Origin of the sequence: Pseudomonas syringae group sp. J309-1, from assembly GCF_032582135.1 — a bacterium.
Classification (GTDB): domain Bacteria; phylum Pseudomonadota; class Gammaproteobacteria; order Pseudomonadales; family Pseudomonadaceae; genus Aquipseudomonas; species Aquipseudomonas quasicaspiana.
In genome coordinates, this window is record NZ_JAWHNU010000012.1 from 1 (window position 1) to 21,500 (window position 21,500).

20 protein-coding genes are annotated in these 21,500 nt (G+C 56.8%); 4 read left to right on the forward strand and 16 right to left on the reverse strand.

Features of this window, described 5'->3' with window-relative positions:
- Window positions 1–377 precede the first annotated feature (377 nt).
- Window positions 378–1,493 carry a TIGR00730 family Rossman fold protein gene (locus tag RX972_RS09290; protein ID WP_255885761.1) on the forward strand — a complete coding sequence of 372 codons (1,116 nt, stop codon included), beginning with the start codon at window positions 378–380 and terminating at the stop codon, window positions 1,491–1,493.
- A 3-nt stretch (window positions 1,494–1,496) separates the two neighbouring features.
- Here RX972_RS09290 and recX read toward each other — a convergent pair whose 3' ends face one another.
- From recX to RX972_RS09305, 3 genes are all read right to left on the reverse strand, one after another.
- Window positions 1,497–1,964, reverse strand: a complete 468-nt coding sequence (gene recX, locus RX972_RS09295) for a recombination regulator RecX (protein ID WP_231675597.1) — start codon at window positions 1,962–1,964, stop codon at window positions 1,497–1,499.
- A 6-nt stretch (window positions 1,965–1,970) separates the two neighbouring features.
- Window positions 1,971–3,035, reverse strand: coding sequence for a recombinase RecA (gene recA / locus RX972_RS09300; protein ID WP_316874538.1), 1,065 nt, complete (start codon window positions 3,033–3,035; stop codon window positions 1,971–1,973).
- A 93-nt stretch (window positions 3,036–3,128) separates the two neighbouring features.
- Complete coding sequence (locus tag RX972_RS09305; RefSeq protein WP_316874540.1) at window positions 3,129–3,629, reverse strand: CinA family protein; 501 nt, start codon at window positions 3,627–3,629, stop codon at window positions 3,129–3,131.
- Window positions 3,630–4,148: 519 nt separating this feature from the next.
- On the opposite strand from RX972_RS09305, the gene mutS reads away from it, so the two are divergent.
- Together mutS and fdxA are read left to right on the forward strand one after the other, a co-directional pair.
- Window positions 4,149–6,716 carry a DNA mismatch repair protein MutS gene (gene mutS, locus RX972_RS09310; protein ID WP_161628605.1) on the forward strand — a complete coding sequence of 856 codons (2,568 nt, stop codon included), beginning with the start codon at window positions 4,149–4,151 and terminating at the stop codon, window positions 6,714–6,716.
- Window positions 6,717–6,963: 247 nt separating this feature from the next.
- Window positions 6,964–7,287, forward strand: a complete 324-nt coding sequence (fdxA, locus tag RX972_RS09315; RefSeq protein ID WP_316874542.1) for a ferredoxin FdxA — start codon at window positions 6,964–6,966, stop codon at window positions 7,285–7,287.
- Between the two features lie 553 nt (window positions 7,288–7,840).
- Here the strand turns inward: fdxA and rpoS are convergent.
- From rpoS to RX972_RS09355, 8 genes are all read right to left on the reverse strand, one after another.
- Complete coding sequence (gene rpoS / locus RX972_RS09320; protein ID WP_027898782.1) at window positions 7,841–8,857, reverse strand: RNA polymerase sigma factor RpoS; 1,017 nt, start codon at window positions 8,855–8,857, stop codon at window positions 7,841–7,843.
- A 101-nt stretch (window positions 8,858–8,958) separates the two neighbouring features.
- Window positions 8,959–9,825 (reverse strand): peptidoglycan DD-metalloendopeptidase family protein, encoded by an 867-nt coding sequence (locus tag RX972_RS09325; protein ID WP_263270936.1) that lies wholly within the window; start codon window positions 9,823–9,825, stop codon window positions 8,959–8,961.
- 191 nt (window positions 9,826–10,016) lie between these two features.
- On the reverse strand, window positions 10,017–10,652 hold the full coding sequence (locus RX972_RS09330) for a protein-L-isoaspartate(D-aspartate) O-methyltransferase (RefSeq protein WP_176560666.1): 636 nt from the start codon (window positions 10,650–10,652) through the stop codon (window positions 10,017–10,019).
- 41 nt (window positions 10,653–10,693) lie between these two features.
- Window positions 10,694–11,443 carry a 5'/3'-nucleotidase SurE gene (gene surE / locus RX972_RS09335; RefSeq protein ID WP_231665647.1) on the reverse strand — a complete coding sequence of 250 codons (750 nt, stop codon included), beginning with the start codon at window positions 11,441–11,443 and terminating at the stop codon, window positions 10,694–10,696.
- Window positions 11,431–12,489 (reverse strand): tRNA pseudouridine(13) synthase TruD, encoded by a 1,059-nt coding sequence (gene truD, locus RX972_RS09340; RefSeq protein WP_316874545.1) that lies wholly within the window; start codon window positions 12,487–12,489, stop codon window positions 11,431–11,433. The genes surE and truD overlap by 13 nt, the downstream gene beginning before the upstream one ends.
- A complete protein-coding gene (gene ispF, locus RX972_RS09345; protein WP_231675600.1) occupies window positions 12,486–12,959 on the reverse strand; it encodes a 2-C-methyl-D-erythritol 2,4-cyclodiphosphate synthase in 474 nt (157 codons plus the stop codon). The genes truD and ispF overlap by 4 nt, the downstream gene beginning before the upstream one ends.
- 53 nt (window positions 12,960–13,012) lie before the next feature.
- Window positions 13,013–13,858: an S-formylglutathione hydrolase gene (fghA, locus tag RX972_RS09350; RefSeq protein WP_027898788.1), complete on the reverse strand. Its 846-nt coding sequence runs from the start codon at window positions 13,856–13,858 to the stop codon at window positions 13,013–13,015.
- Between the two features lie 90 nt (window positions 13,859–13,948).
- Window positions 13,949–15,061 carry an S-(hydroxymethyl)glutathione dehydrogenase/class III alcohol dehydrogenase gene (locus RX972_RS09355; RefSeq protein ID WP_231675601.1) on the reverse strand — a complete coding sequence of 371 codons (1,113 nt, stop codon included), beginning with the start codon at window positions 15,059–15,061 and terminating at the stop codon, window positions 13,949–13,951.
- Between the two features lie 112 nt (window positions 15,062–15,173).
- Between RX972_RS09355 and RX972_RS09360 the strand changes: the two genes are divergently transcribed.
- The gene (locus RX972_RS09360; protein ID WP_164581730.1) at window positions 15,174–16,061 is read left to right on the forward strand and encodes a LysR substrate-binding domain-containing protein; all 888 of its coding nucleotides are present in this window, start codon (window positions 15,174–15,176) and stop codon (window positions 16,059–16,061) included.
- 208 nt (window positions 16,062–16,269) lie between these two features.
- Here the strand turns inward: RX972_RS09360 and ispD are convergent, their stop codons facing one another.
- From ispD to RX972_RS09385, 5 genes are all read right to left on the reverse strand, one after another.
- Window positions 16,270–16,983, reverse strand: coding sequence for a 2-C-methyl-D-erythritol 4-phosphate cytidylyltransferase (gene ispD, locus RX972_RS09365; RefSeq protein ID WP_080237942.1), 714 nt, complete (start codon window positions 16,981–16,983; stop codon window positions 16,270–16,272).
- Between the two features lie 24 nt (window positions 16,984–17,007).
- A complete protein-coding gene (ftsB, locus tag RX972_RS09370; RefSeq protein ID WP_027898792.1) occupies window positions 17,008–17,286 on the reverse strand; it encodes a cell division protein FtsB in 279 nt (92 codons plus the stop codon).
- Window positions 17,287–17,475: 189 nt separating this feature from the next.
- Window positions 17,476–18,762 (reverse strand): phosphopyruvate hydratase, encoded by a 1,287-nt coding sequence (gene eno, locus RX972_RS09375; RefSeq protein WP_027898793.1) that lies wholly within the window; start codon window positions 18,760–18,762, stop codon window positions 17,476–17,478.
- A gap of 164 nt (window positions 18,763–18,926) precedes the next feature.
- The gene (kdsA, locus tag RX972_RS09380; protein WP_027898794.1) at window positions 18,927–19,772 is read right to left on the reverse strand and encodes a 3-deoxy-8-phosphooctulonate synthase; all 846 of its coding nucleotides are present in this window, start codon (window positions 19,770–19,772) and stop codon (window positions 18,927–18,929) included.
- Between the two features lie 17 nt (window positions 19,773–19,789).
- Window positions 19,790–21,421: a CTP synthase gene (locus tag RX972_RS09385; protein WP_027898795.1), complete on the reverse strand. Its 1,632-nt coding sequence runs from the start codon at window positions 21,419–21,421 to the stop codon at window positions 19,790–19,792.
- Window positions 21,422–21,500: the final 79 nt, after the last annotated feature.

Here is a 21,500-nt window from a genome sequence, read left to right on the forward strand (position 1 = left end):
CCCCCGAGTGGTCAAACCAAGGCCGGTCAAATATCCAAAGAAAAAACCAACGGAGCTTAACTGACAGGCATTAGGGCTTGCCCGCGATAAGGGCGACTCGGTTCAACTGACACACCGAGGTGCCTGCATCGCGGGCAAGCCCGGCTCCCACAGAACCGCTTTGGCAACGGGTTCGCGATGGTGCCTGCCCGCCAGTGCTCCGTGTGCCCTCTATTCCATCCGCCAACCCCTCCCGGTTCGATCAGCGGAAATTTGATGCCATAAACAAACGTTGCCAGTTCCATGCAGGCTAGGCACATTATCGAATTGGAATAAGCGTCACGCTTCAGACGGCGGTGCGAGCTGGAGCGATGATTTCGCGCACGGAGAAGCCCTTAATGCCCTATGTACCCAACGACCTTTTAAGCAGCCACTTTCAAAGTAACGGTAACGACCTCATCAGCAAGATCGAGGAACAGATCAATCTGGTAGCCCCCAACAGCCCGAACCTTCCGCTTTACCGCGACATGATGCTCACTGTGCTGCGCATGGCTCAGGACGACCGCAATCGCTGGAACGCCAAAATCACGCTGCAAGCCTTGCGCGAACTGGACAATGCTTTCCGGGTACTTGAGCAATTCCGCGGACGTCGCAAGGTGACGGTATTCGGCTCGGCGCGCACGCCGGTTGAGCATCCACTGTATGCAATGGCCAAAGAGCTTGGCGCGCTGCTGGCCAAAGCAGATCTGATGGTCATCACCGGTGCAGGTGGCGGCATCATGGCTGCGGCCCATGAAGGCGCCGGGCTCGATCACAGCCTGGGCTTCAACATCACGTTGCCGTTCGAGCAACATGCCAATGCCACAGTGGAAGGGACCGGCAATTTGCTGCCCTTCCATTTCTTCTTCACCCGCAAGCTGTTCTTCGTCAAAGAGGCCGATGCGCTGGTGCTTTGCCCAGGTGGGTTCGGCACGCTCGATGAAGCGCTTGAAGTACTGACGCTGATTCAGACAGGTAAAAGCCCGCTCGTGCCTATCGTGCTGCTGGATGTGCCGGGCGGGAGCTTCTGGCAGAGCGCACTGGACTTCATCAAGAATCAGCTTGAAGACAACCGCTACATTCTGCCCAACGACATGAAGCTAATGCGTCTGGTCTACAGCGCAGAAGAAGCAGTTGAGGAGATTCATCAGTTCTACAGCAACTTCCATTCAAGCCGCTGGCTGAAGAACAAATTCATTATCCGCATGCATCATCCACTCACCGAGCAGGCGCTTGCGACCATGCAGGAAGCCTTCGCCGATCTGCGGCTGGCTGAAGACTTCCAGCAACATGCTTATCAGGGTGAAGAGCACGAGGCTGATTTCAGCCATCTGACGCGTCTGGTTTTTACTTTCAGTGGACGCAATCAAGGGCGTTTGCGGGAATTGGTGGACTACATCAATTTGTCGGAGAACTGGGCTCAGCCAAGAGCAGAGATGAAGATCCGGGAATCCGAATCGTCAAAGGAAACCTGAGAATCAGTCATCCTCGCCACGGCCGCTCAACAAGCGGCCGATCATATCCATTGGATAACCGCGATAACTCAGAAAGCGCCCCTGTTTGGCGCGCTCCCGCGCATCTGCTGGCAACTGACCGGCAAACTTGCGCTGCCAGGTTTCGTGCATCTTTTCCTGCCAGTTGAAGCCACACTCCCGAATCGCCTGCTCGACTTCCGCCCGTTGCAGCCCTCTCTGGTTCAGCTCCTCACGAATACGTGCAGGACCGTAGCCCGAGCGTGCACGGTATGAGACAAAGCTTTCGAGATAGCGAGCTTCGGACAGCAGCCCTTCTTCCACAAGACGGTCGAGGGCGGGTTCGATGAGTTCAGGAGTTGCGCCACGCTGACGCAGCTTGCGCGTCAGCTCGACACGACCGTGCTCGCGTCGTGCGAGCAGGTCCATTGCGGTGCGCCTTACGGCGACGGGTGTATCAAGTACCGCTGACATGATCTATCAGATATCAACGTCAGCTTCGGCCATGTCATCAGCTGGCGCTGGTGCACGGGAGGCTTCGGACTTGGTATCAACACCTGGGGTCAGCAGCTTCTCGCGAATCATCTTCTCGAGTGTGGCACCGACTTCCGGGTTATCTGCCAGAAACTTGGCCGAGTTGGCCTTGCCCTGACCGATCTTGCTGCCCTGGTAGCTATACCAGGCACCGGATTTCTCTACGAAGCCATGCAACACGGCCAGATCAATGATCTCGCCATTGAGGTAGATACCCTTGCCGTAAAGAATCTGGAACTCTGCCTGACGGAACGGCGGAGCCACCTTGTTCTTGACGACTTTGACACGGGTTTCGCTGCCGACGACTTCGTCGCCCTCTTTCACAGCACCGGTACGACGGATGTCCAGACGGACCGAAGCGTAGAACTTCAGAGCGTTACCACCGGTAGTGGTTGCCGGGCTCCCGAACATCACACCGATCTTCATACGAATCTGGTTGATGAAGATGACGAGGCAGTTGGCGTTCTTGATGTTGCCGGTGATCTTGCGCAGCGCCTGAGACATCAGACGAGCCTGCAGACCCACGTGCATGTCACCCATTTCGCCTTCGATCTCGGCCTTTGGCACCAGCGCGGCAACGGAGTCGACCACGATCACGTCGATGGCGTTGGAGCGCACCAGCATGTCGGTGATTTCCAGGGCCTGCTCGCCGGTGTCCGGTTGCGAAACCAGCAAATCGTCAACATTGACGCCCAACTTGCCTGCGTATTCTGGATCGAGAGCATGCTCGGCATCGACGAACGCACAAGTAGCACCCATTTTCTGGGCCTGGGCGATAACCGAAAGGGTCAGCGTTGTTTTACCGGAAGATTCCGGACCGTAGATTTCAACGATCCGGCCTTTCGGCAAACCGCCAATACCCAGCGCGATGTCCAGCCCGAGCGAACCGGTGGAGATAGAAGGAATCGCCTGGCGGTCATGGTCACCCATGCGCATTACGGCACCTTTACCGAATTGACGCTCGATCTGACCCAAGGCCGCAGCCAAGGCTTTCTTCTTGTTGTCGTCCATTGAAGTCCTCACGTAATCAAATTCAATTAGGGGCCTGACGGCCACAACACCTGTATAAGTAGCCAGTATTATTCCACAGGGTTGAGCGCGCGCCTACCCCTGAGTTGGTATTTCTGCATCGACAAGCTGGATCAGCCCTTTCAGCGCGGCCTTCACCGTTTGTCGGCGCACCTCGTCACGATCTCCGGCGAACTGTTCGCGACGGGAAATCAGCTTTTCACCCACACCCCAGCACAGCCATACCGTGCCAACCGGTTTCTCGATCGAGCCGCCATCCGGGCCGGCTACACCACTGACTGCCACGGCAAACCGTGCGCCGCTGTGACGCTGGGCACCCGACACCATGGCGCGCACCACTTCCTCACTGACCGCCCCGACACGAGCAAAGAGCTCGGCTGGCACTTGCAGCTGGAGATTTTTTTGATGATTGGAGTAAGTGACATAACCGGCTTCAAACCAGGCTGAGCTGCCGGGTATACGGGTAATCGCCTCGGCAATGCCACCCCCCGTGCAGGATTCGGCGGTAGTCACCTGAGCGTTGATTGATTGCAGATGCTCGCCCAGTGTCGCGGCAAGCCGGGTGATTTCATCCAAGGTGCTTTTCCTTTAGATAAGCAGGTAAAAGAAAGCCAGCTAAACCGTCACCGTACACGAGCGCTTTCAAGGTTCAAGCAGAAGCGGCCGCCAGGGACCGCTTCCTTCGAGCAATCATTTGTCTTTCGGTTTCGGGCAGTGCGGTTTCCTGATGGTTTCGACAGTCGTTTCTTTGGGGCGACGACGAGCCTCTTCAATGGGAATGAAACGCCCGCTTCCGGAATCCCTTCCGCGCTTGTTAGCCATAAAAATTCCTTTCACATAGACGCCTGCTCGGGATTGAGTGGCGACGCAGCAAAGTCTATACAGCGATTTCAATCTGTGGGCGCCTGGAAACGCGCCGTGACGAATAAGCCATTTTGCAGCGGGCCTGCGTCGCGAAGCCTCGCGTGGTAATCTTGCGCCCATCGCAAAACGCACGGACTTACCGACCTGTTAGCCCAAAAGGGATATCAGGCACGCCTCCGAATTTGCCCCATCTTTCTAACGAACTTGCCTAACTATCTGATGAATAAAGCAATTTCCGATCTTTCTTCACACACCCCGATGATGCAACAGTACTGGCGGCTGAAGAATCAGCACCCTGACCAGTTGATGTTCTACCGCATGGGCGATTTCTACGAAATCTTCTACGAAGACGCGAAGAAAGCCGCCAAATTGCTGGACATCACCCTGACAGCCAGGGGCCAGTCCGCCGGTCAGAGCATCCCCATGTGCGGGATTCCGTATCACGCTGCCGAGGGTTATCTCGCCAAGCTGGTGAAGCTCGGTGAATCCGTGGTGATCTGTGAGCAGGTTGGCGACCCGGCGACCAGCAAAGGCCCGGTAGATCGTCAGGTAGTACGCATCATCACCCCCGGCACTGTGAGCGATGAAGCTCTGCTGGATGAGCGTCGCGACAATCTGATCGCAGCCGTATTGGGCGATGAACGTCTGTTCGGCCTGGCGGTAATGGACATCACCAGTGGCAATTTCAGCGTGCTGGAAATCAAGGGTTGGGAAAACCTCCTCGCTGAACTTGAGCGCATTAACCCGGTAGAGCTACTGATTCCGGATGATTGGCCACAAGGCCTGCCAGCGGAAAAACGTCGTGGCGCGCGCCGTCGTGCACCATGGGATTTCGAGCGTGACTCGGCACTCAAAAGCCTTTGCCAACAGTTCTCCACTCAGGACCTGAAAGGCTTCGGCTGCGAAAACCTGACCCTCGCCATCGGTGCCGCGGGCTGTCTGCTGGGCTACGCCAAGGAAACCCAGCGCACTGCCCTGCCGCATTTGCGCAGCCTGCGTCACGAGCGTCTGGACGATACCGTCATCCTTGATGGTGCGACCCGACGCAACCTGGAACTGGACACCAACCTGGCCGGTGGTCGCGACAATACGTTGCAATCGGTGGTTGATCGTTGCCAGACCGCCATGGGCACACGCTTGCTGACCCGCTGGCTGAATCGTCCATTGCGCGACCTGTCGATCCTCAAGGCACGCCAGTCGTCGATCACATGCCTGCTGGAACGCTATCGCTTCGAGAATCTGCAACCGCAACTCAAAGAAATCGGCGACATTGAACGAATCCTCGCGCGTATTGGCCTGCGTAACGCCCGACCACGGGATCTGGCACGTCTGCGCGACGCACTGAGCGCGCTGCCTGAGCTGCAAGTGGCGATGACCGAACTTGAAGCGCCGCATCTGCAGGAGCTGGCAAGGATCGCGGGTGTCTATCCCGAGCTGGCCGACCTGCTGCAACGCGCCGTCATTGATAACCCCCCAGCGGTAATCCGCGACGGCGGCGTGTTGAAGACCGGTTATGACGCCGAGCTGGACGAACTGCAGTCTCTGAGTGAAAACGCCGGACAATTCCTGATTGATCTCGAGGCCCGTGAAAAAGCGCGTACCGGGTTGGCCCACCTGAAAGTTGGCTACAACCGGATCCACGGCTACTTCATCGAGCTGCCAAGCAAACAGGCCGAACAGGCACCTGCGGACTATATCCGTCGACAGACGCTGAAAGGCGCCGAGCGCTTTATCACGCCTGAACTGAAAGAATTCGAAGACAAGGCGCTGTCGGCCAAGAGCCGTGCGCTGGCGCGAGAAAAGATGTTGTACGAAGCGTTGCTGGAAGACCTGATTGGTCATCTTGCGCCGCTGCAGGACACCGCATCGGCACTTGCCGAGCTGGATGTGCTGAGCAACCTGGCCGAGCGCGCCCTTAATCTTGATCTGAACTGTCCGAAGTTCGTCGATGAGCCTTGCATGCGCATCGATCAAGGTCGCCACCCGGTGGTAGAGCAAGTGCTGACCTCACCGTTCGTGGCCAACGATCTCGACCTTGATGACAAAACCCGAATGCTGGTCATCACCGGCCCGAACATGGGCGGTAAGTCCACCTACATGCGCCAGACCGCGCTGATCGTGCTGCTGGCCCATATCGGCAGCTTCGTACCAGCGGCGAGTTGTGAATTGTCGCTGGTTGACCGGATCTTCACGCGGATCGGTTCCAGCGATGACCTTGCTGGCGGACGCTCGACCTTCATGGTGGAAATGAGTGAAACGGCCAACATCCTGCACAACGCCACGGACCGCAGCCTGGTACTGATGGATGAAGTGGGACGCGGCACCAGCACCTTCGACGGTCTGTCATTGGCATGGGCTGCGGCAGAATGTCTCGCCCAGTTGCGCGCCTACACTCTGTTCGCCACGCACTATTTCGAGCTGACTGTGCTGCCTGAAAGCGAACCGCTGGTCGCAAACGTGCACCTCAACGCAACAGAGCACAACGAGCGAATCGTGTTCCTTCACCGGGTGCTGCCAGGGCCGGCCAGTCAGAGCTATGGCCTGGCCGTAGCCCAATTGGCGGGGGTTCCAGCCAACGTCATTGTCCGGGCGAAAGAGCATCTACACCGGCTGGAGACCACCAGTCTGCCCCACGAACAACCTCGTCCCAAAGCAGGTAAACCGGCTGCGCCTATGCAGAGCGACATGTTCGCCAGCCTGCCGCATCCGGTGCTCGAAGAGCTTTCCAGGGCAAAACTCGACGATGTCACGCCACGTCAGGCGTTAGAGTTGTTATATGCACTGCAAACTCGCATCTAACGAGAACCGTAACAAGCTGTTAGAATCCCGCGCGGTTTGAGACGCTGACAGCTTTTAGCCTGGCTGAGCAGTTGATCCGGGCCGCGTGAGACGTAGCGAACCCAAGGTCGAACGCCCTGTCGTGCAGTCGATCTGCATTCAGCAGCGTTTACCTAATGCATGTGTTTCACACGGCACGGGAGAATCCCGAACCCGGCAACCCTAAACCGAAGGGCTCTGCTGTCGCCGCCTGAGGAGAGAATTAGAAATGACCTTCGTCGTCACCGACAACTGCATCAAGTGCAAATACACCGACTGTGTGGAAGTCTGTCCGGTGGACTGCTTCTACGAAGGCCCGAACTTCCTGGTGATTCACCCGGATGAGTGCATCGACTGTGCGCTTTGCGAGCCTGAATGCCCCGCTAACGCCATTTTCTCGGAAGACGAGATCCCTGCCGGGATGGAAAACTTCATCGAGCTCAACGCCGAGCTCGCGGACGTCTGGCCGAACATCACCGAGAGAAAAGACCCATTGCCAGACGCAAAAGAGTGGGACGGCAAAACCGGCAAGATCGCAGACCTGGAACGCTAAGAATTCCCGGCTGTTGAAGAAGGCCCCTTTCGGGGCTTTTTTTGTAGGCGTCGTCCGGACTTGAAAGCACTTTTCTCCAGACGAAAAAAGGGGCGGTATGACCCGCCCACATTTTTTCCCTAATCCTTTTAATCCCTTTCATCATCCTGATGAATCGCGTCCTGCGATGTCCTTGACTGTCTTCCTTGACGGCCTGTGCCCATCCGTGGGCACAGTTCTGATAGTAGTGATTTTTACGGCGCGAGCAAGCAGGTTAAATCTTTCAAGATCTTCCAGACCTGAACCGATCTAAAAATAAAACCATATTTATCAACAACTTAATAAACTACTACACTCGAAAAAGCCGATGTTGTTCACGGTATTTCGCAAAGACTTACAGCACGCGTAAGTAATGGCTTACAACGAAAGAGTCAAGTTACGAACCGACCGTGCAGTATTTGAAAAGCCACTAATGGCAGCCAGCTAGTTTCCCGTGCAATAAAAAACACCCCTGAACGGGGTGTTTGTTTTGTATGAAAGATAAACACACAGTTTATCTTCATGAACATTCACATCATTGAAACAATGACTCGCTCGACAGACCATTTTTTTCGAGGATCTCACGCAGACGCTTGAGGCCCTCTACCTGGATCTGTCTGACACGCTCGCGGGTAAGGCCGATTTCCAGCCCTACATCTTCCAGCGTGCTGCTCTCATGTCCGCGCAAGCCGAAACGCCGTATCACGACCTCTCTCTGCTTGTCGGTCAGCTCTGAGAGCCATTGGTCAATGCTCTGTGAAAGATCATCGTCTTGCAGCAACTCACACGGATCGGTAGGGCGATCATCGGTCAGGGTATCGAGCAATGTCTTGTCGGAATCCGGACCGAGAGAAACGTCGACAGAGGAAACACGCTCATTCAGACCAAGCATGCGCTTGACCTCACCCACCGGCTTTTCAAGCAGGTTGGCGATTTCTTCGGGAGAGGGTTCGTGATCGAGTTTTTGCGTCAGTTCGCGAGCAGCCCGCAAATAGACGTTGAGTTCTTTGACGACATGAATCGGTAACCGAATGGTGCGGGTTTGATTCATGATCGCACGTTCAATGGTCTGACGAATCCACCATGTCGCGTAGGTTGAGAAACGGAATCCACGTTCCGGATCGAATTTTTCGACTGCTCTGATGAGCCCGAGGTTGCCCTCTTCGATCAGGTCCAGCAATGACAATCCACGATTCACATAGCGCCTGGCGATTTTTACCACCAGCCGGAGATTGCTCTCAATCATGCGTTTGCGCCCGGCCGGATCACCTTTTTGCGAGAGCCTCGCAAAATGGACTTCTTCTTCCGGGGTGAGCAACGGGGAGAACCCGATTTCATTGAGGTACAACTGGGTCGCATCAAGCGCCCGGGTGTAGTCGATATATTTGTGCTGTTTGAGTGATGTGGAGTTTTTGGTTCTGGATCGGGGAGCAGAGGCAGCATGAGTCTGCTTCTCGTCCGTTTCAAGCTCCGACTCCAGAACGATGCCGGTTTCCATAAGGAGAACCTCATCGTCGATGTCAAACTCCGGCGCTTCTTTGCTAAGAGCCATTGTTATAGTCCTTTGGTGAGTTCGACCTCAAGCTCCAGCGACGCCAGTTCCATGGCAACGCTTGAGCCTGTCCCTCTACGCCAGGAACAGGCTGGCAACAATCAACGACGTGGCAGGAATTGCAGCGGATCTACAGGCTTACCTTGGCGGCGAATCTCAAAATGCAGCTTCACCCGGTCAGTTCCCGTTGACCCCATCTCGGCAATCGTCTGCCCAGCTTTGACCTGTTGCCCCTCCCGAACCAACAGCCTACGGTTGTGGCCGTAAGCACTTACGTAGGTATCGCTGTGTTTGATGATGACTAATTCGCCGTAGCCCCGCAACCCACTCCCGGCGTAAACCACTGACCCATCAGACGCAGCTAAAACAGGCTGTCCCAAATCTCCAGCGATATCAATGCCTTTATTCAAACTACCGTTTGAAGAAAATTTCCCGATCAAAACACCGTTCGACGGCCACGTCCAGCCCTTGGGAGACGGCCCGGCAGGCACTGTAGAGCTGCCCGCTGGAGGCGGAACCACCGTCACCGGCTTGGAAATAACCGTGGTTTTCACAGAGCCAGAAGGACTTGTTGTCGTTGAAGTCGTCGTGGACGCAACAGGTGGACGCCCGGTTCCAGATGAACTCGCGACGGCCGACGATGTTGAATTTGAACGCCCGTCGAAGCGAATCGTCTGACCCGGACGAATCGTGTAGGGTTCAGGAATCTGATTACGCGCCGCCAGCGCCTTGTAGTCCCAGCCGTAACGGAAGGCAATGGAAAAAAGCGTATCGCCACGACGGACGACATATTGTCCGGTGGTCACAGTTGGACGCTGAGGGGCAGCATTGTTATTACGATCGACAACACGCACGCCACCGGACGGCGCACTGGAACAACCGACCAAGAGGACACTGAGCGCAATGCCAATCACCAGCCGCTGAAAACTTGTTGAATAACTACGCTGCCGAATGACTGTGCGACTCACCCGCCACTCCCTTTACTGGTGACTGAATTAAAGATGCCTATTGTGCCGTAATAACGGCTGGCAGCTACTGCTTAATGCTTTGAAGCCAATGGATACATCAGGGCTCGCCGTTTCTCGAGCTCAACTGCGCTGCCGGCCCTCAATGCCATGAGGTAGACAGGCGGTGGTGCGCAGAATTCAGTGAGTTGTCATCAAGCCAGCGGACCATTGAGCAAAGGTACAAAACGTACCGCTCCCAGCACATGCCGGGAGAACCCGTTTTCCTCACGCACAATCAGCATCAACTGCTGCACCTCGCCCGATCCGACCGGGATAACCAATCGCCCTCCGGGTGCAAGCTGGTCAAGCAAAGCCTGCGGCACGTCGGTTGCTACGGCGGTCACGATAATCCCGTTGTACGGTGCCAGCGCCGGCCAGCCTTCCCAACCGTCGCCCCAGCGAAACACGACGTTGCGAAGGTTCAGCTCAACCAGACGCTCCTTGGCGCGATCCTGCAGGACCTTGATGCGCTCAACCGAAAACACACGCTCTACCAACTGTGCCAGCACGGCAGTCTGGTAGCCGGAACCGGTACCGATCTCCATGACCTTGTCCAGAGGACCTGCCGCCAACAGCAGCTCGCTCATGCGCGCGACCATGTAAGGCTGAGAAATGGTCTGGTTATGACCAATCGGCAGCGCCGTATCTTCGTAGGCGCGATGAGCCAGAGCTTCATCGACAAACAGATGCCGCGGGGTCTTGCGTATGACTTCCAGCACCTGCGCGTTGGACAGCCCTTCATCGTAGAGACGTTGAATCAGACGCTCGCGAGTCCGCTGGGAGGTCATCCCGATTCCACGACGTAACAGATCATCTTGCTCGCGCGACATCAAAGAAGGCCCTCCAGCCATTTGTTCAGGCTAGCGAACCCGTCCTGGTAAGTACGATCAAGCTGCAAGGGAGTAACAGAAACATAACCCTGCATCACTGCATGAAAATCCGTGCCTGCACCGCCATCCTCTGCGTCACCGGCAGCTGCAATCCAGTAGCCGGCCCGACCGCGTGGGTCGACGACCTTGATCGGCGCTGCAGCTCTCGCCCGATGACCAAGACGGGTCAATTGAATACCCCGAATACGATCAACGGGCAGATTGGGAATGTTCACGTTCAACACTGTGCGCGGTGGCAAATCAAGCTGCTCATGAGCCTCGACCAGCATTCGCGCGTAATGCGCAGCGGTCGCCAGGTTATCCGGCTGACGCGACAGGAAAGAGAACGCAAATGAAGGCTTGTTCAGGAATCGACCCTCAAGCGCTGCCGCCACGGTACCGGAATACAGCACGTCGTCCCCCAGGTTCGCGCCCAGGTTGATACCCGACACGACCATATCCGGTTGCACGTCCAGCAACCCGTTAAGGCCCAGGTGCACACAATCGGTCGGCGTACCGTTGACGCTGATGAAACCGTTCTCCAAGGCATGGGGATGCAAAGGCCGGTCGAGCGTCAACGAGCTACTGGCGCCGCTTTTGTCTTGATCGGGGGCGATCACCACGCACTCGCTGTAATCGGCCAGCGCCGCATACAACGCAGCGAGACCGGGTGCGGTGACCCCGTCATCGTTAGAAATCAGAATACGCATGAGCTGTCCGTCTGCCCAACCGGCGCCAGATCAACAAGTTCGCGCACCAGTACAGTGGCGAAGCATCCGGGCGGAAGGACGAATTCCAGTTGCAGAATGTCAGGCTCGGGATAATGCCACGTCAACCGCCCAATGGGCAGTCGCAGGATGCGTCGTTCGTGCTCCATTCCTGCTCTTGTGAGCCAGTCGCGCAATGCCGACTCGCGATTGGCCACGTCATTTTCCAGCGCGGCCGTGGCTCCGGAGGCTGGCGATGGGCCTTCTCCCCATTGCGGACCGGTCGGATGCAGATCGAGAATCGCCAGCCGAGGATCGCTGCATTCATTTTCGCCCGCCGGGAAGAAACTGCGGCTGTCGGTGAATGCCAGCAAATCGCCCACCTGAGCAACCTGCCATGAACCATCAGCAACACGGGACGCCAGGACCTGATTGAACAGGTAACTGCGAGCAGTGGATAACAGTCGGGAACGCACTGCACGCTGCTCCGGCAATGCCTGACGCGCAGCGTAATCGCGTGCTTCCCCCAGATTCCCGCCCTGGTAGCCAAATCGCTGGGCACCGAAGTAATTGGGGATCCCGGCCTTGGCGATCAACTCAAGTCGCGCGTTCAGCGCGTCTTTGTCGACATTCAGTTGGGTCAGACGCAACGTGAATCCATTTGCAGCATGGGCACCGCGTTGAAGCTTGCGCTTGTGACGGGTGCTTTGAAGAATTTTCAGGGTCTCGTTTTCCGCCGAACTCAAGTCGGGGTCAGCCTTGCCCGGCAACTGGATGCTGAACCATTGACGAGTCAGGGCCTGACGATCCTTCAACCCGGCATAGCTGACAGTCCTCAACTGAACGCCAGCAGCACGCGCCAGACGGCGGGCGGCTTCCTCAGTGTTGAGGCCGCGTTTCTCGACCCATAACCATAAATGCTCGCCATCGCCGGAGAGCGGGATGTCCAGCACTTCATCGACCTGAAAATCTTCGGCGGTCGCCTTGAGCACCGCGCTGCCCAGCGGCTGACCATAGGCTTGCGGGCCCAGCAGTTCTGATTCGGTCATGCGGACAGCAACAGCGCGACGGCGTGAACGGCGATGCCTTCTTCACGACCTGTGAAACCGAGCTTCTCAGTGGTGGTTGCCTTGACGTTCACTTGATCCAGCTCGACTTGAAGATCCTCTGCGATCAATGCCCGCATGGATTCGATATGAGGGGCCATTTTCGGTGCCTGAGCAACAATCGTCGCGTCCACATTGCCCACTTTCCAGCCCTTTCTTTTCACCAGCTTCAAGACGTGGCGCAGCAATGCGCGGCTGTCAGCGCCTTTGAACTGCGGATCGGTGTCCGGGAAATGCTTGCCGATATCACCCAGTGCGGCAGCGCCGAGCAATGCATCACTCAAGGCGTGCAGCAGAACATCACCATCGGAATGAGCGAGCAGGCCGAATCGGTGAGCAATGCGCACGCCACCCAGGGTGATGAAGTCGCCTTCAGCGAAACGGTGCACATCATAGCCATGGCCAATACGCATAAAAAAACGCCCTGAAAAAAGTCAGGGCGTGATTCTACCTACTTTGTCGACGCTTAGCTGTTCAACGCGTCGCCATGATGCCGCAGGTGGTCTTCAATAAAGCTGGCGATGAAGAAATAGCTGTGGTCGTAACCGGGCTGCATCCGCAATGTCAGAGGATGCCCCGCCGCTTTCGCCGCCTGAACCAGCGCTTCGGGCTTGAGCTGGTTGGCGAGAAAGTCATCGCGATCACCCTGATCCACCAGGATCGGCAGCTTCTCGCGCGCATCGGCAATCAGCACAGTGGCATCCCATTCGCGCCAGCGGGAGCGCTCTTCACCCAGGTAACGGGAAAAGGCTTTCTGCCCCCAAGGGCAATCCATCGGATTAGTGATCGGCGAAAACGCCGAGACCGATTTATAGCGCCCCGGATTACGCAACGCGCAGATCAGCGCACCATGGCCGCCCATGGAGTGGCCGCTGATCCCACGCGCCTGCGAAGCCGGGAAATGCTCCTCGACCAACGCAGGCAATTCGTTCACCACATAGTCATGCATGCGGTAATGCCTGGCCCACGGTTCCTGGGTGGCATTGAGATAGAACCCGGCACCGAGGCCAAAATCCCACGCGCCATCAGGATCGCCCGCAACACCAGGGCCACGCGGGCTCGTGTCCGGAGCGACGATGATCAACCCCAACTCGGCCGCGACGCGTTGAGCCGCCGCCTTCTGCATGAAGTTTTCATCAGTACAGGTCAGACCGGAAAGCCAGTACAGCACTGGTAACTTGCCACCCTGCTCCGCCTGCGGCGGCAGGTAGACAGCAAACACCATGTCACAGCCGAGCACCTCGGAATGATGCTTGTAACGCTTGTGCCAGCCGCCAAAGCTTTTCTGACAGGAAATATTCTCTAGAGCCATGGTCGTAAACTCCCAGGCACAAGCTACAAGCTTCAAGCTGCAAGAGGCGCGGAACCCTCTTGTAGCTTGTCGCTTGAAGCTTGCAACTGCTTAAAAGTGAATGACTGTGCGGATGCTTTTGCCTTCGTGCATCAGGTCGAACGCCTTGTTGATGTCTTCAAGCCCCATGGTGTGGGTAATAAAGGTATCCAGCGGGATTTCGCCTGTCTGAGACTTTTCGACGTAGCTTGGCAGTTCGGTACGACCACGCACGCCGCCGAAAGCCGAACCGCGCCAGACGCGACCGGTCACCAGCTGGAATGGGCGAGTGGCGATTTCCTGACCCGACGGCGCTACGCCTATGATCACCGATTCGCCCCAGCCTTTGTGGCAGCATTCCAGCGCGGCACGCATCAGGTTCACGTTACCGATACATTCGAAGCTGTAATCCACACCACCGTCGGTCAATTCAACGATCACATCCTGAATCGGCTTCTCGTGATCTTTCGGATTAATGAAATCGGTCGCACCCAGTTCACGGGCCACGTCGAATTTCGCCGGGTTGATGTCGATTGCGATGATCCGCGAAGCCTTGGCCATTTTCGCGCCGATGATCGCAGCCAGGCCGATACCACCCAGACCAAAGATGGCGACAGTCGCACCCTCTTCGACTTTGGCGGTGTTGAGCACAGCACCAATACCGGTGGTGACGCCGCAGCCCAACAGGCAGACTTTTTCCAGCGGAGCTTCTTTCGGGATTTTGGCCAGAGAAATTTCCGGCACCACGGTGTACTCGGAGAACGTCGAGCAACCCATGTAGTGATAAACCGGCTCGCCGTTGTAGCTGAAACGGGTCGTGCCATCAGGCATCAGGCCTTTGCCCTGAGTAGCGCGAACTTTCTGGCAAAGGTTGGTTTTGCCGGACTTGCAGAACTTGCACTCCCGGCACTCGGCGGTATAAAGCGGGATCACATGGTCGCCGACTTCCAGGGACGTAACGCCTTCGCCGATGGCCTCAACAACACCGCCGCCTTCGTGACCCAGAATGCACGGGAACACACCTTCAGAATCGGCACCGGACAATGTGTAAGCGTCGGTATGGCAAACACCGGAGGCAACGGTACGAATCAACACCTCACCGGCCTTTGGCGCTTCGACGTCAACTTCAACGATTTGCAGCGGTTCATTGGGGGCAAAGGCAACAGCAGCACGTGACTTGATCATCAATCTTTCTCCAACGAGGTTAAAACGATGGAGGGAGTGTAAAGCACTGCCGTTTGGTTAATAATCCGATCAAAAGCAAAACATTATTGCTGAACAGGGATAATAGATGTACATCAACCGCTGGGAAGGCCTGGATGAGTTCGTCGCAGTGGCTGAATGCGGGCAGTTCACGGCAGCAGCTGAACGTATGGGCGTTTCGTCCTCGCACATCAGTCGGCAAATCGCCCGCCTCGAAGAACGCTTGCAGACCCGCCTGCTGTATCGCAGCACCCGGCGGGTCGCCCTGACCGAAGCGGGTCAGACGTTTCTGCACCATTGCCAGCGCTTGCAGGATGGTCGCGAGGAAGCGCTGCGCGCAGTGGGTGACTTGACCAGCGAACCCAAAGGCTTGCTGCGCATGACCTGCGCGGTGGCTTACGGCGAACGCTTTATCACGCCGCTGGTGACGCGCTTCATGGACCTCTATCCGCAGATCCGGGTGGAAATCCAGTTGAACAATGACACTTTGGACATGGTTCATGAGGGACTGGATCTGGCCATCAGGTTGGGCCGATTACAGGATTCACGCCTGGTAGCAACCCGCCTCGCGCCACGCCGGATGTACCTGTGCGCATCGCCGTCCTATCTGGAGCGATACGGGCGACCGCACAGCCTGTCGGAGCTAAGCCGACACAATTGCCTGATCGGCAGCAGCGACACCTGGTTGCTTCAACAAAACGGACGGGAGTTTTCCCAGCGTGTTCAGGGTAACTGGCGCTGCAACAGTGGGCAGGCGGTGCTTGATGCTGCGCTGCACGGCGTGGGGTTGTGTCAGCTACCGGATTATTACGTGTTGAGCCATCTCAACAGTGGCGCGCTGGTTTCCCTGCTAGAGACTCATCAACCGCCGAATACTGCGGTATGGGCATTATATCCCCAGCAGCGGCATCTGTCGCCAAAGGTGCGCAAGCTGGTGGATTATCTGAAAGAAGGGTTGGCGTTACGGGATGAGTACCGGTAGCGGGCATTCGCTTAACCAGCAGGGAGTCGATGTCCGCGTGCTGGCTCAAAATCCCCTGTGGGAGCGAATTCATTCGCGAAGAGGCCGGTACATCCGCTAGTTATCGATCAATAGAAATACCGCCTTCCCGAATAAATTCGGTCCCACAGGTCCTCTGTTTTCCATCCGAGCGCGCTACGGCAAGATCACTGGCGAGCACCTAAAGAAACTAGCGATTGAACTCGCTACGCCGCTGCCGCAACCACTCAAGATCCTCAGGGCGAGTGACCTTGATGTTGTCCGAGCGTCCTTCGATCAATCGGGGCGACTGTCCTGCCCATTCGATGGCAGACGCTTCATCGGTAATGGCAACGTCGGAAACCAGACCGTCAGCCAGCGCACGGTGCAGCGCGCCCAGGCGAAACATCTGCGGGGTATACGCTTGCCAGATCAGGCTACGGTCTACCGTTTCGGTGACCCGGCCATCAGGCCCCGCACGCTTGAGCGTGTCGCGGGCTGGAACGGCCAGCAGACCTCCGACCGGGTCATCGGCCAGCTCACCCAGCAGGTTATCCAGATCTGAACGCGCCAGATTAGGCCGCGCGGCATCGTGCACCAACACCCAATCATGGTCATCCGCACCTTGGGCATGCAAATGCAGCAACGCGTTTAGCACCGAATCCGCACGCTCTTTGCCGCCATCAACCCGCGTAATCCGCGAATCCAGCGCACACGGCAGATTGGGCCAGTAAGGGTCGTCCACAGCCAGACTGATCACCAGGCCCTTGAGACGGGGGTGATCGAGAAAACAGAGAAGGCTGTGTTCAAGAATTGTCAGGCCGCCCAGTTGCAAATACTGCTTGGGACGATCTGCGGCCATACGGGCACCAACACCCGCGGCAGGAATGACTGCCCAGAAGGCAGGAAGGATGCACTTATTCACGAGGTAAGCTTCACAGAGCCAGCTTCATTGTGCCAACTGATAGAGCGTTTCGCCTTCCTTGACCATGCCCAGTTCATGACGGGCACGCTCTTCGACGGTTTCCATACCTTTTTTGAGCTCAAGCACTTCAGCGTCCATGACCCGATTGCGCTCAAGCAGCGCTTCGTTTTCGGCATGTTGGTCAGCGATCTGCTGATTAAGGCTGGCCACTTGCGCCAGACTCCCGTTCCCTACCCACAGGCGATATTGCAGGCCTGCAAGCATCAGGATCAGGACGAGAAACAACCAGTTAGGACTGCGCATTGAATATCAGGTACCCAGTAAAAAAGACAGCAGAGCCGACAACGTGAAGCCAACAATACAACAGGGACTGAGGGCATAGAGCCTGGCAGGGCCAGGCTCTATAGCGGTGTTAGCCGCATCAATGCTGATCAATCATCCGGGAAAGCAGGCGATTGTCACAGCACCGGCTGTCTTTTTACCATCTCGGTGTCAGCCGCGAAACTCGCCGCGACCACGGTATACCGCCTTGGCACCCAGTTGCTCTTCAATACGCAGCAACTGGTTGTACTTGGAAATACGATCAGAACGGCTCAACGAACCGGTCTTGATCTGACCCGCGGAAGTACCCACTGCCAGATCGGCGATCGTGGAATCTTCGGTTTCGCCAGAGCGGTGCGAAATAACAGCGGTGTAACCAGCAGCCTTGGCCATCTGAATGGCTTCCAGCGTTTCGGTCAGGGTACCGATCTGGTTGAACTTGATCAGGATCGAGTTACCGATTTTCTTGTCGATGCCTTCCTTGAGGATCTTGGTGTTGGTCACGAACAGGTCGTCACCTACCAGTTGCACCTTGTCGCCGATCTTGTCGGTGAGAATCTTCCAGCCATCCCAGTCGGACTCGTCGAGACCGTCTTCGATAGAGATGATCGGGTGCTTGCTGACCAGATCGGCCAGGTAGTCAGCGAAACCGGCGGAGTCGTACTCGCCCTCTTCGCTCAGAACGTATTTGCCGTTCTTGTAAAACTCGCTCGCCGCACAGTCCAGCGCCAGGGTCACGTCGGTCCCCAGCTTGTAGCCAGCGTTGGCAACAGCTTCGGCGATAGCGTCCAGTGCATCGGCATTGGAGTTGAGGTCAGGTGCAAAACCACCTTCGTCACCTACCGCGGTGTTCAGGCCACGAGCCTTCAGCACAGCTTTGAGGTGATGAAAAATCTCGGTGCCCCAGCGCAGGCCTTCGGAAAAGGTCTTGGCGCCGACAGGCTGAATCATGAATTCCTGAATGTCGATGTTGTTATCGGCATGCTCGCCACCGTTGATGATGTTCATCATCGGAACCGGCATCGAGTAAACGCCCGGCGTACCGTTCAGGTTGGCAATGTGCGCGTACAACGGCAGATCCTGATCCTGAGCAGCGGCTTTCGCGGCGGCCAGGGATACAGCGAGGATCGCGTTGGCGCCCAGGCTGGCTTTGTTTTCAGTACCGTCCAGAGCAATCATGGCGCGGTCCAGCGCTTGCTGATCAACCGGATCCTTACCCAGCAACAGGTCGCGGATCGGGCCGTTGATGTTGGCTACAGCCTTGAGAACGCCCTTGCCCAGGTAACGGCTCTTGTCGCCATCACGCAGCTCCAGCGCCTCGCGCGAGCCGGTTGAAGCACCGGACGGAGCGCATGCGCTGCCGATGATGCCGTTGTCGAGGAGCACATCTGCTTCCACGGTGGGATTGCCACGGGAGTCGAGAACTTCACGACCTTTGATGTCGACGATTTTTGCCATTGTTGTAAACACTCCAAGATTGACGAAAACGACGCAGCTGGGAAATGCCTGTCGCTCAAGGGCTCATTACAGGGCAGACCTTAGAGCGACAAACCCCGACCTGGGGCCGGGGGATGTAAACGTGCGGCACTTTACCGGAGGCTAACCTGCCGGAGAAGCCCGATTTAAGCGGTTTCTACTGCCGGGAAGCTTTTGACCAACTCATCCAGAGCCTTGAGCTGAGCCAGGAATGGCTCCAGCTTGTCCAGACGCAAGGCGCAAGGGCCGTCGCATTTGGCATTGTCCGGATCAGGATGAGCCTCAAGGAACAATCCAGCGAGGTTTTGACTCATGCCGGCCTTCGCCAGTTCCAATACCTGCGCACGACGACCGCCAGCAGAATCCGAACGACCGCCCGGCATTTGCAAGGCGTGGGTCACGTCGAAAAATACCGGGTAGTTGAACTGCTTCATGATGCCGAAACCGAGCATGTCCACAACCAGGTTGTTGTAGCCAAAACTGGTGCCGCGCTCACAGAGGATCAGTTGATCGTTACCGGCCTCCTCACACTTGCTCAGGATGTGTTTCATTTCCTGAGGGGCGAGGAACTGGGCTTTCTTGATGTTGATCACAGCGCCAGTGCGGGCCATGGCAACCACCAGATCGGTCTGACGCGACAGGAAAGCAGGCAGTTGAATGATGTCGCAAACTTCAGCGACAACCTTGGCCTGCTCTGGCTCATGCACGTCAGTGATCAACGGAACATTGAAGGTCTTTTTAACCTCTTCAAAGATCCGCATGCCCTCTTCCAGGCCAGGGCCACGGTAGGAGTGCATGGACGAACGATTAGCTTTGTCGAAACTGGCCTTGAACACGTAAGGGATTCCGAGCTTTTCGGTAACCCGCACGTATTCTTCGCAAATCTGCATGGCCATGTCACGGGACTCGAGAACGTTCATGCCACCGAAAAGCACCATTGGCTTGTCGTTGGCAATGTCGATTGAGCCTACGCGGATAGTTTTCTGAGCCATGTTCTGAGTTTCCCGAATCAAGAATTTTTCTTGTGTTGAGTCAGTGCGGCCTTGACGAAGCCGCTAAACAGCGGGTGACCGTCGCGAGGTGTCGAGGTGAACTCAGGGTGGAACTGGCAAGCCACGAACCATGGATGATCCGGGGCTTCGACCACTTCTACCAGCGCGCCATCACCGGAACGACCCGACACTTTCAGGCCGGCTTCCAGCAACTGCGGCAGCAGGTTGTTGTTCACTTCGTAGCGATGACGATGACGCTCGACGATCACATCGCTGGCGTAGCAGTCGTGCACCAGCGAACCTGGCTCAAGCTGACATTCCTGAGCGCCCAGGCGCATTGTGCCGCCCAGATCGGAGCTCTCAGTACGGGTTTCGACTGCGCCAGTGGCATCTTCCCACTCGGTGATCAGACCAACGACGGAGTGCGCGCCATTACGATCAAACTCGGTGGAGTTGGCGTCTTTCCAGCCCAGCACGTTACGAGCGTATTCGATCACGGCCACTTGCATGCCCAGGCAGATGCCCAGATACGGCACCTTGTTCTCACGAGCGAACTGAACGGCAGTGATCTTGCCTTCCACGCCACGCAGACCGAAGCCGCCCGGGACCAGAATCGCATCCACACCTTCCAGCAGCGCAGTGCCCTGGTTCTCGATGTCTTCAGAGTCGATGTAGCGCAGGTTGACCTTGGTACGGTTGGTGATGCCAGCGTGACTCATCGCTTCGATGAGCGACTTGTAAGCGTCCAGCAACTCCATGTATTTGCCGACCATGGCGATGGTGACTTCATGCTCAGGATTGAGCTTGGCGTCTACCACAGCGTCCCACTCGGACAGGTCTGCGCTGTTGCATTGCAGGCCGAAGCGCTCGACGACGAAATCGTCCAGACCCTGAGAGTGCAGGATGCCCGGAATCTTGTAGATGGTATCGGCGTCTTCCAGAGCGATGACGGCGCGCTCTTCGACGTTGGTGAACTGAGCGATCTTGCGACGCGACGAAATGTCGATCGGGTGATCGGAACGGCATACCAGAACGTCAGGCTGCAGGCCGATGGAACGCAATTCCTTCACCGAATGTTGGGTCGGCTTGGTTTTGGTTTCGCCAGCGGTCGCGATATAAGGAACCAGTGTCAGGTGCATCAGCATGGCGCGCTTGGCACCTACTTCGAAACGCAACTGACGGATCGCTTCCAGGAACGGTTGCGACTCGATATCACCCACGGTGCCGCCGATCTCGACCAGAGCAACATCGGCATCGCCTGCGCCCTTGATGATCCGGCGTTTGATTTCGTCGGTGATGTGCGGAATAACCTGAATCGTCGCCCCCAGATAATCACCACGGCGCTCTTTGCGCAGGACGTGTTCATACACACGGCCAGTGGTGAAGTTGTTGTTCTGGGTCATGGTCGTGCGGATGAACCGCTCGTAGTGGCCAAGGTCCAGATCGGTTTCGGCGCCGTCATGCGTGACGAACACTTCACCGTGCTGGAACGGGCTCATGGTGCCCGGATCGACGTTGATATAGGGGTCAAGCTTCAGCATGGTGACCTTAAGTCCCCGCGCCTCCAGGATGGCCGCCAATGAAGCCGAGGCAATGCCTTTCCCCAATGAAGAAACAACACCGCCCGTGACGAAGATGTAGCGCGTCATGAAAAACCCTAGAAGTCTGCGTTAAAGCGGTCAGAGCCGCCGGGGAAAGCGAAGGAAGGCCGAAGCCCCCGATTACCGA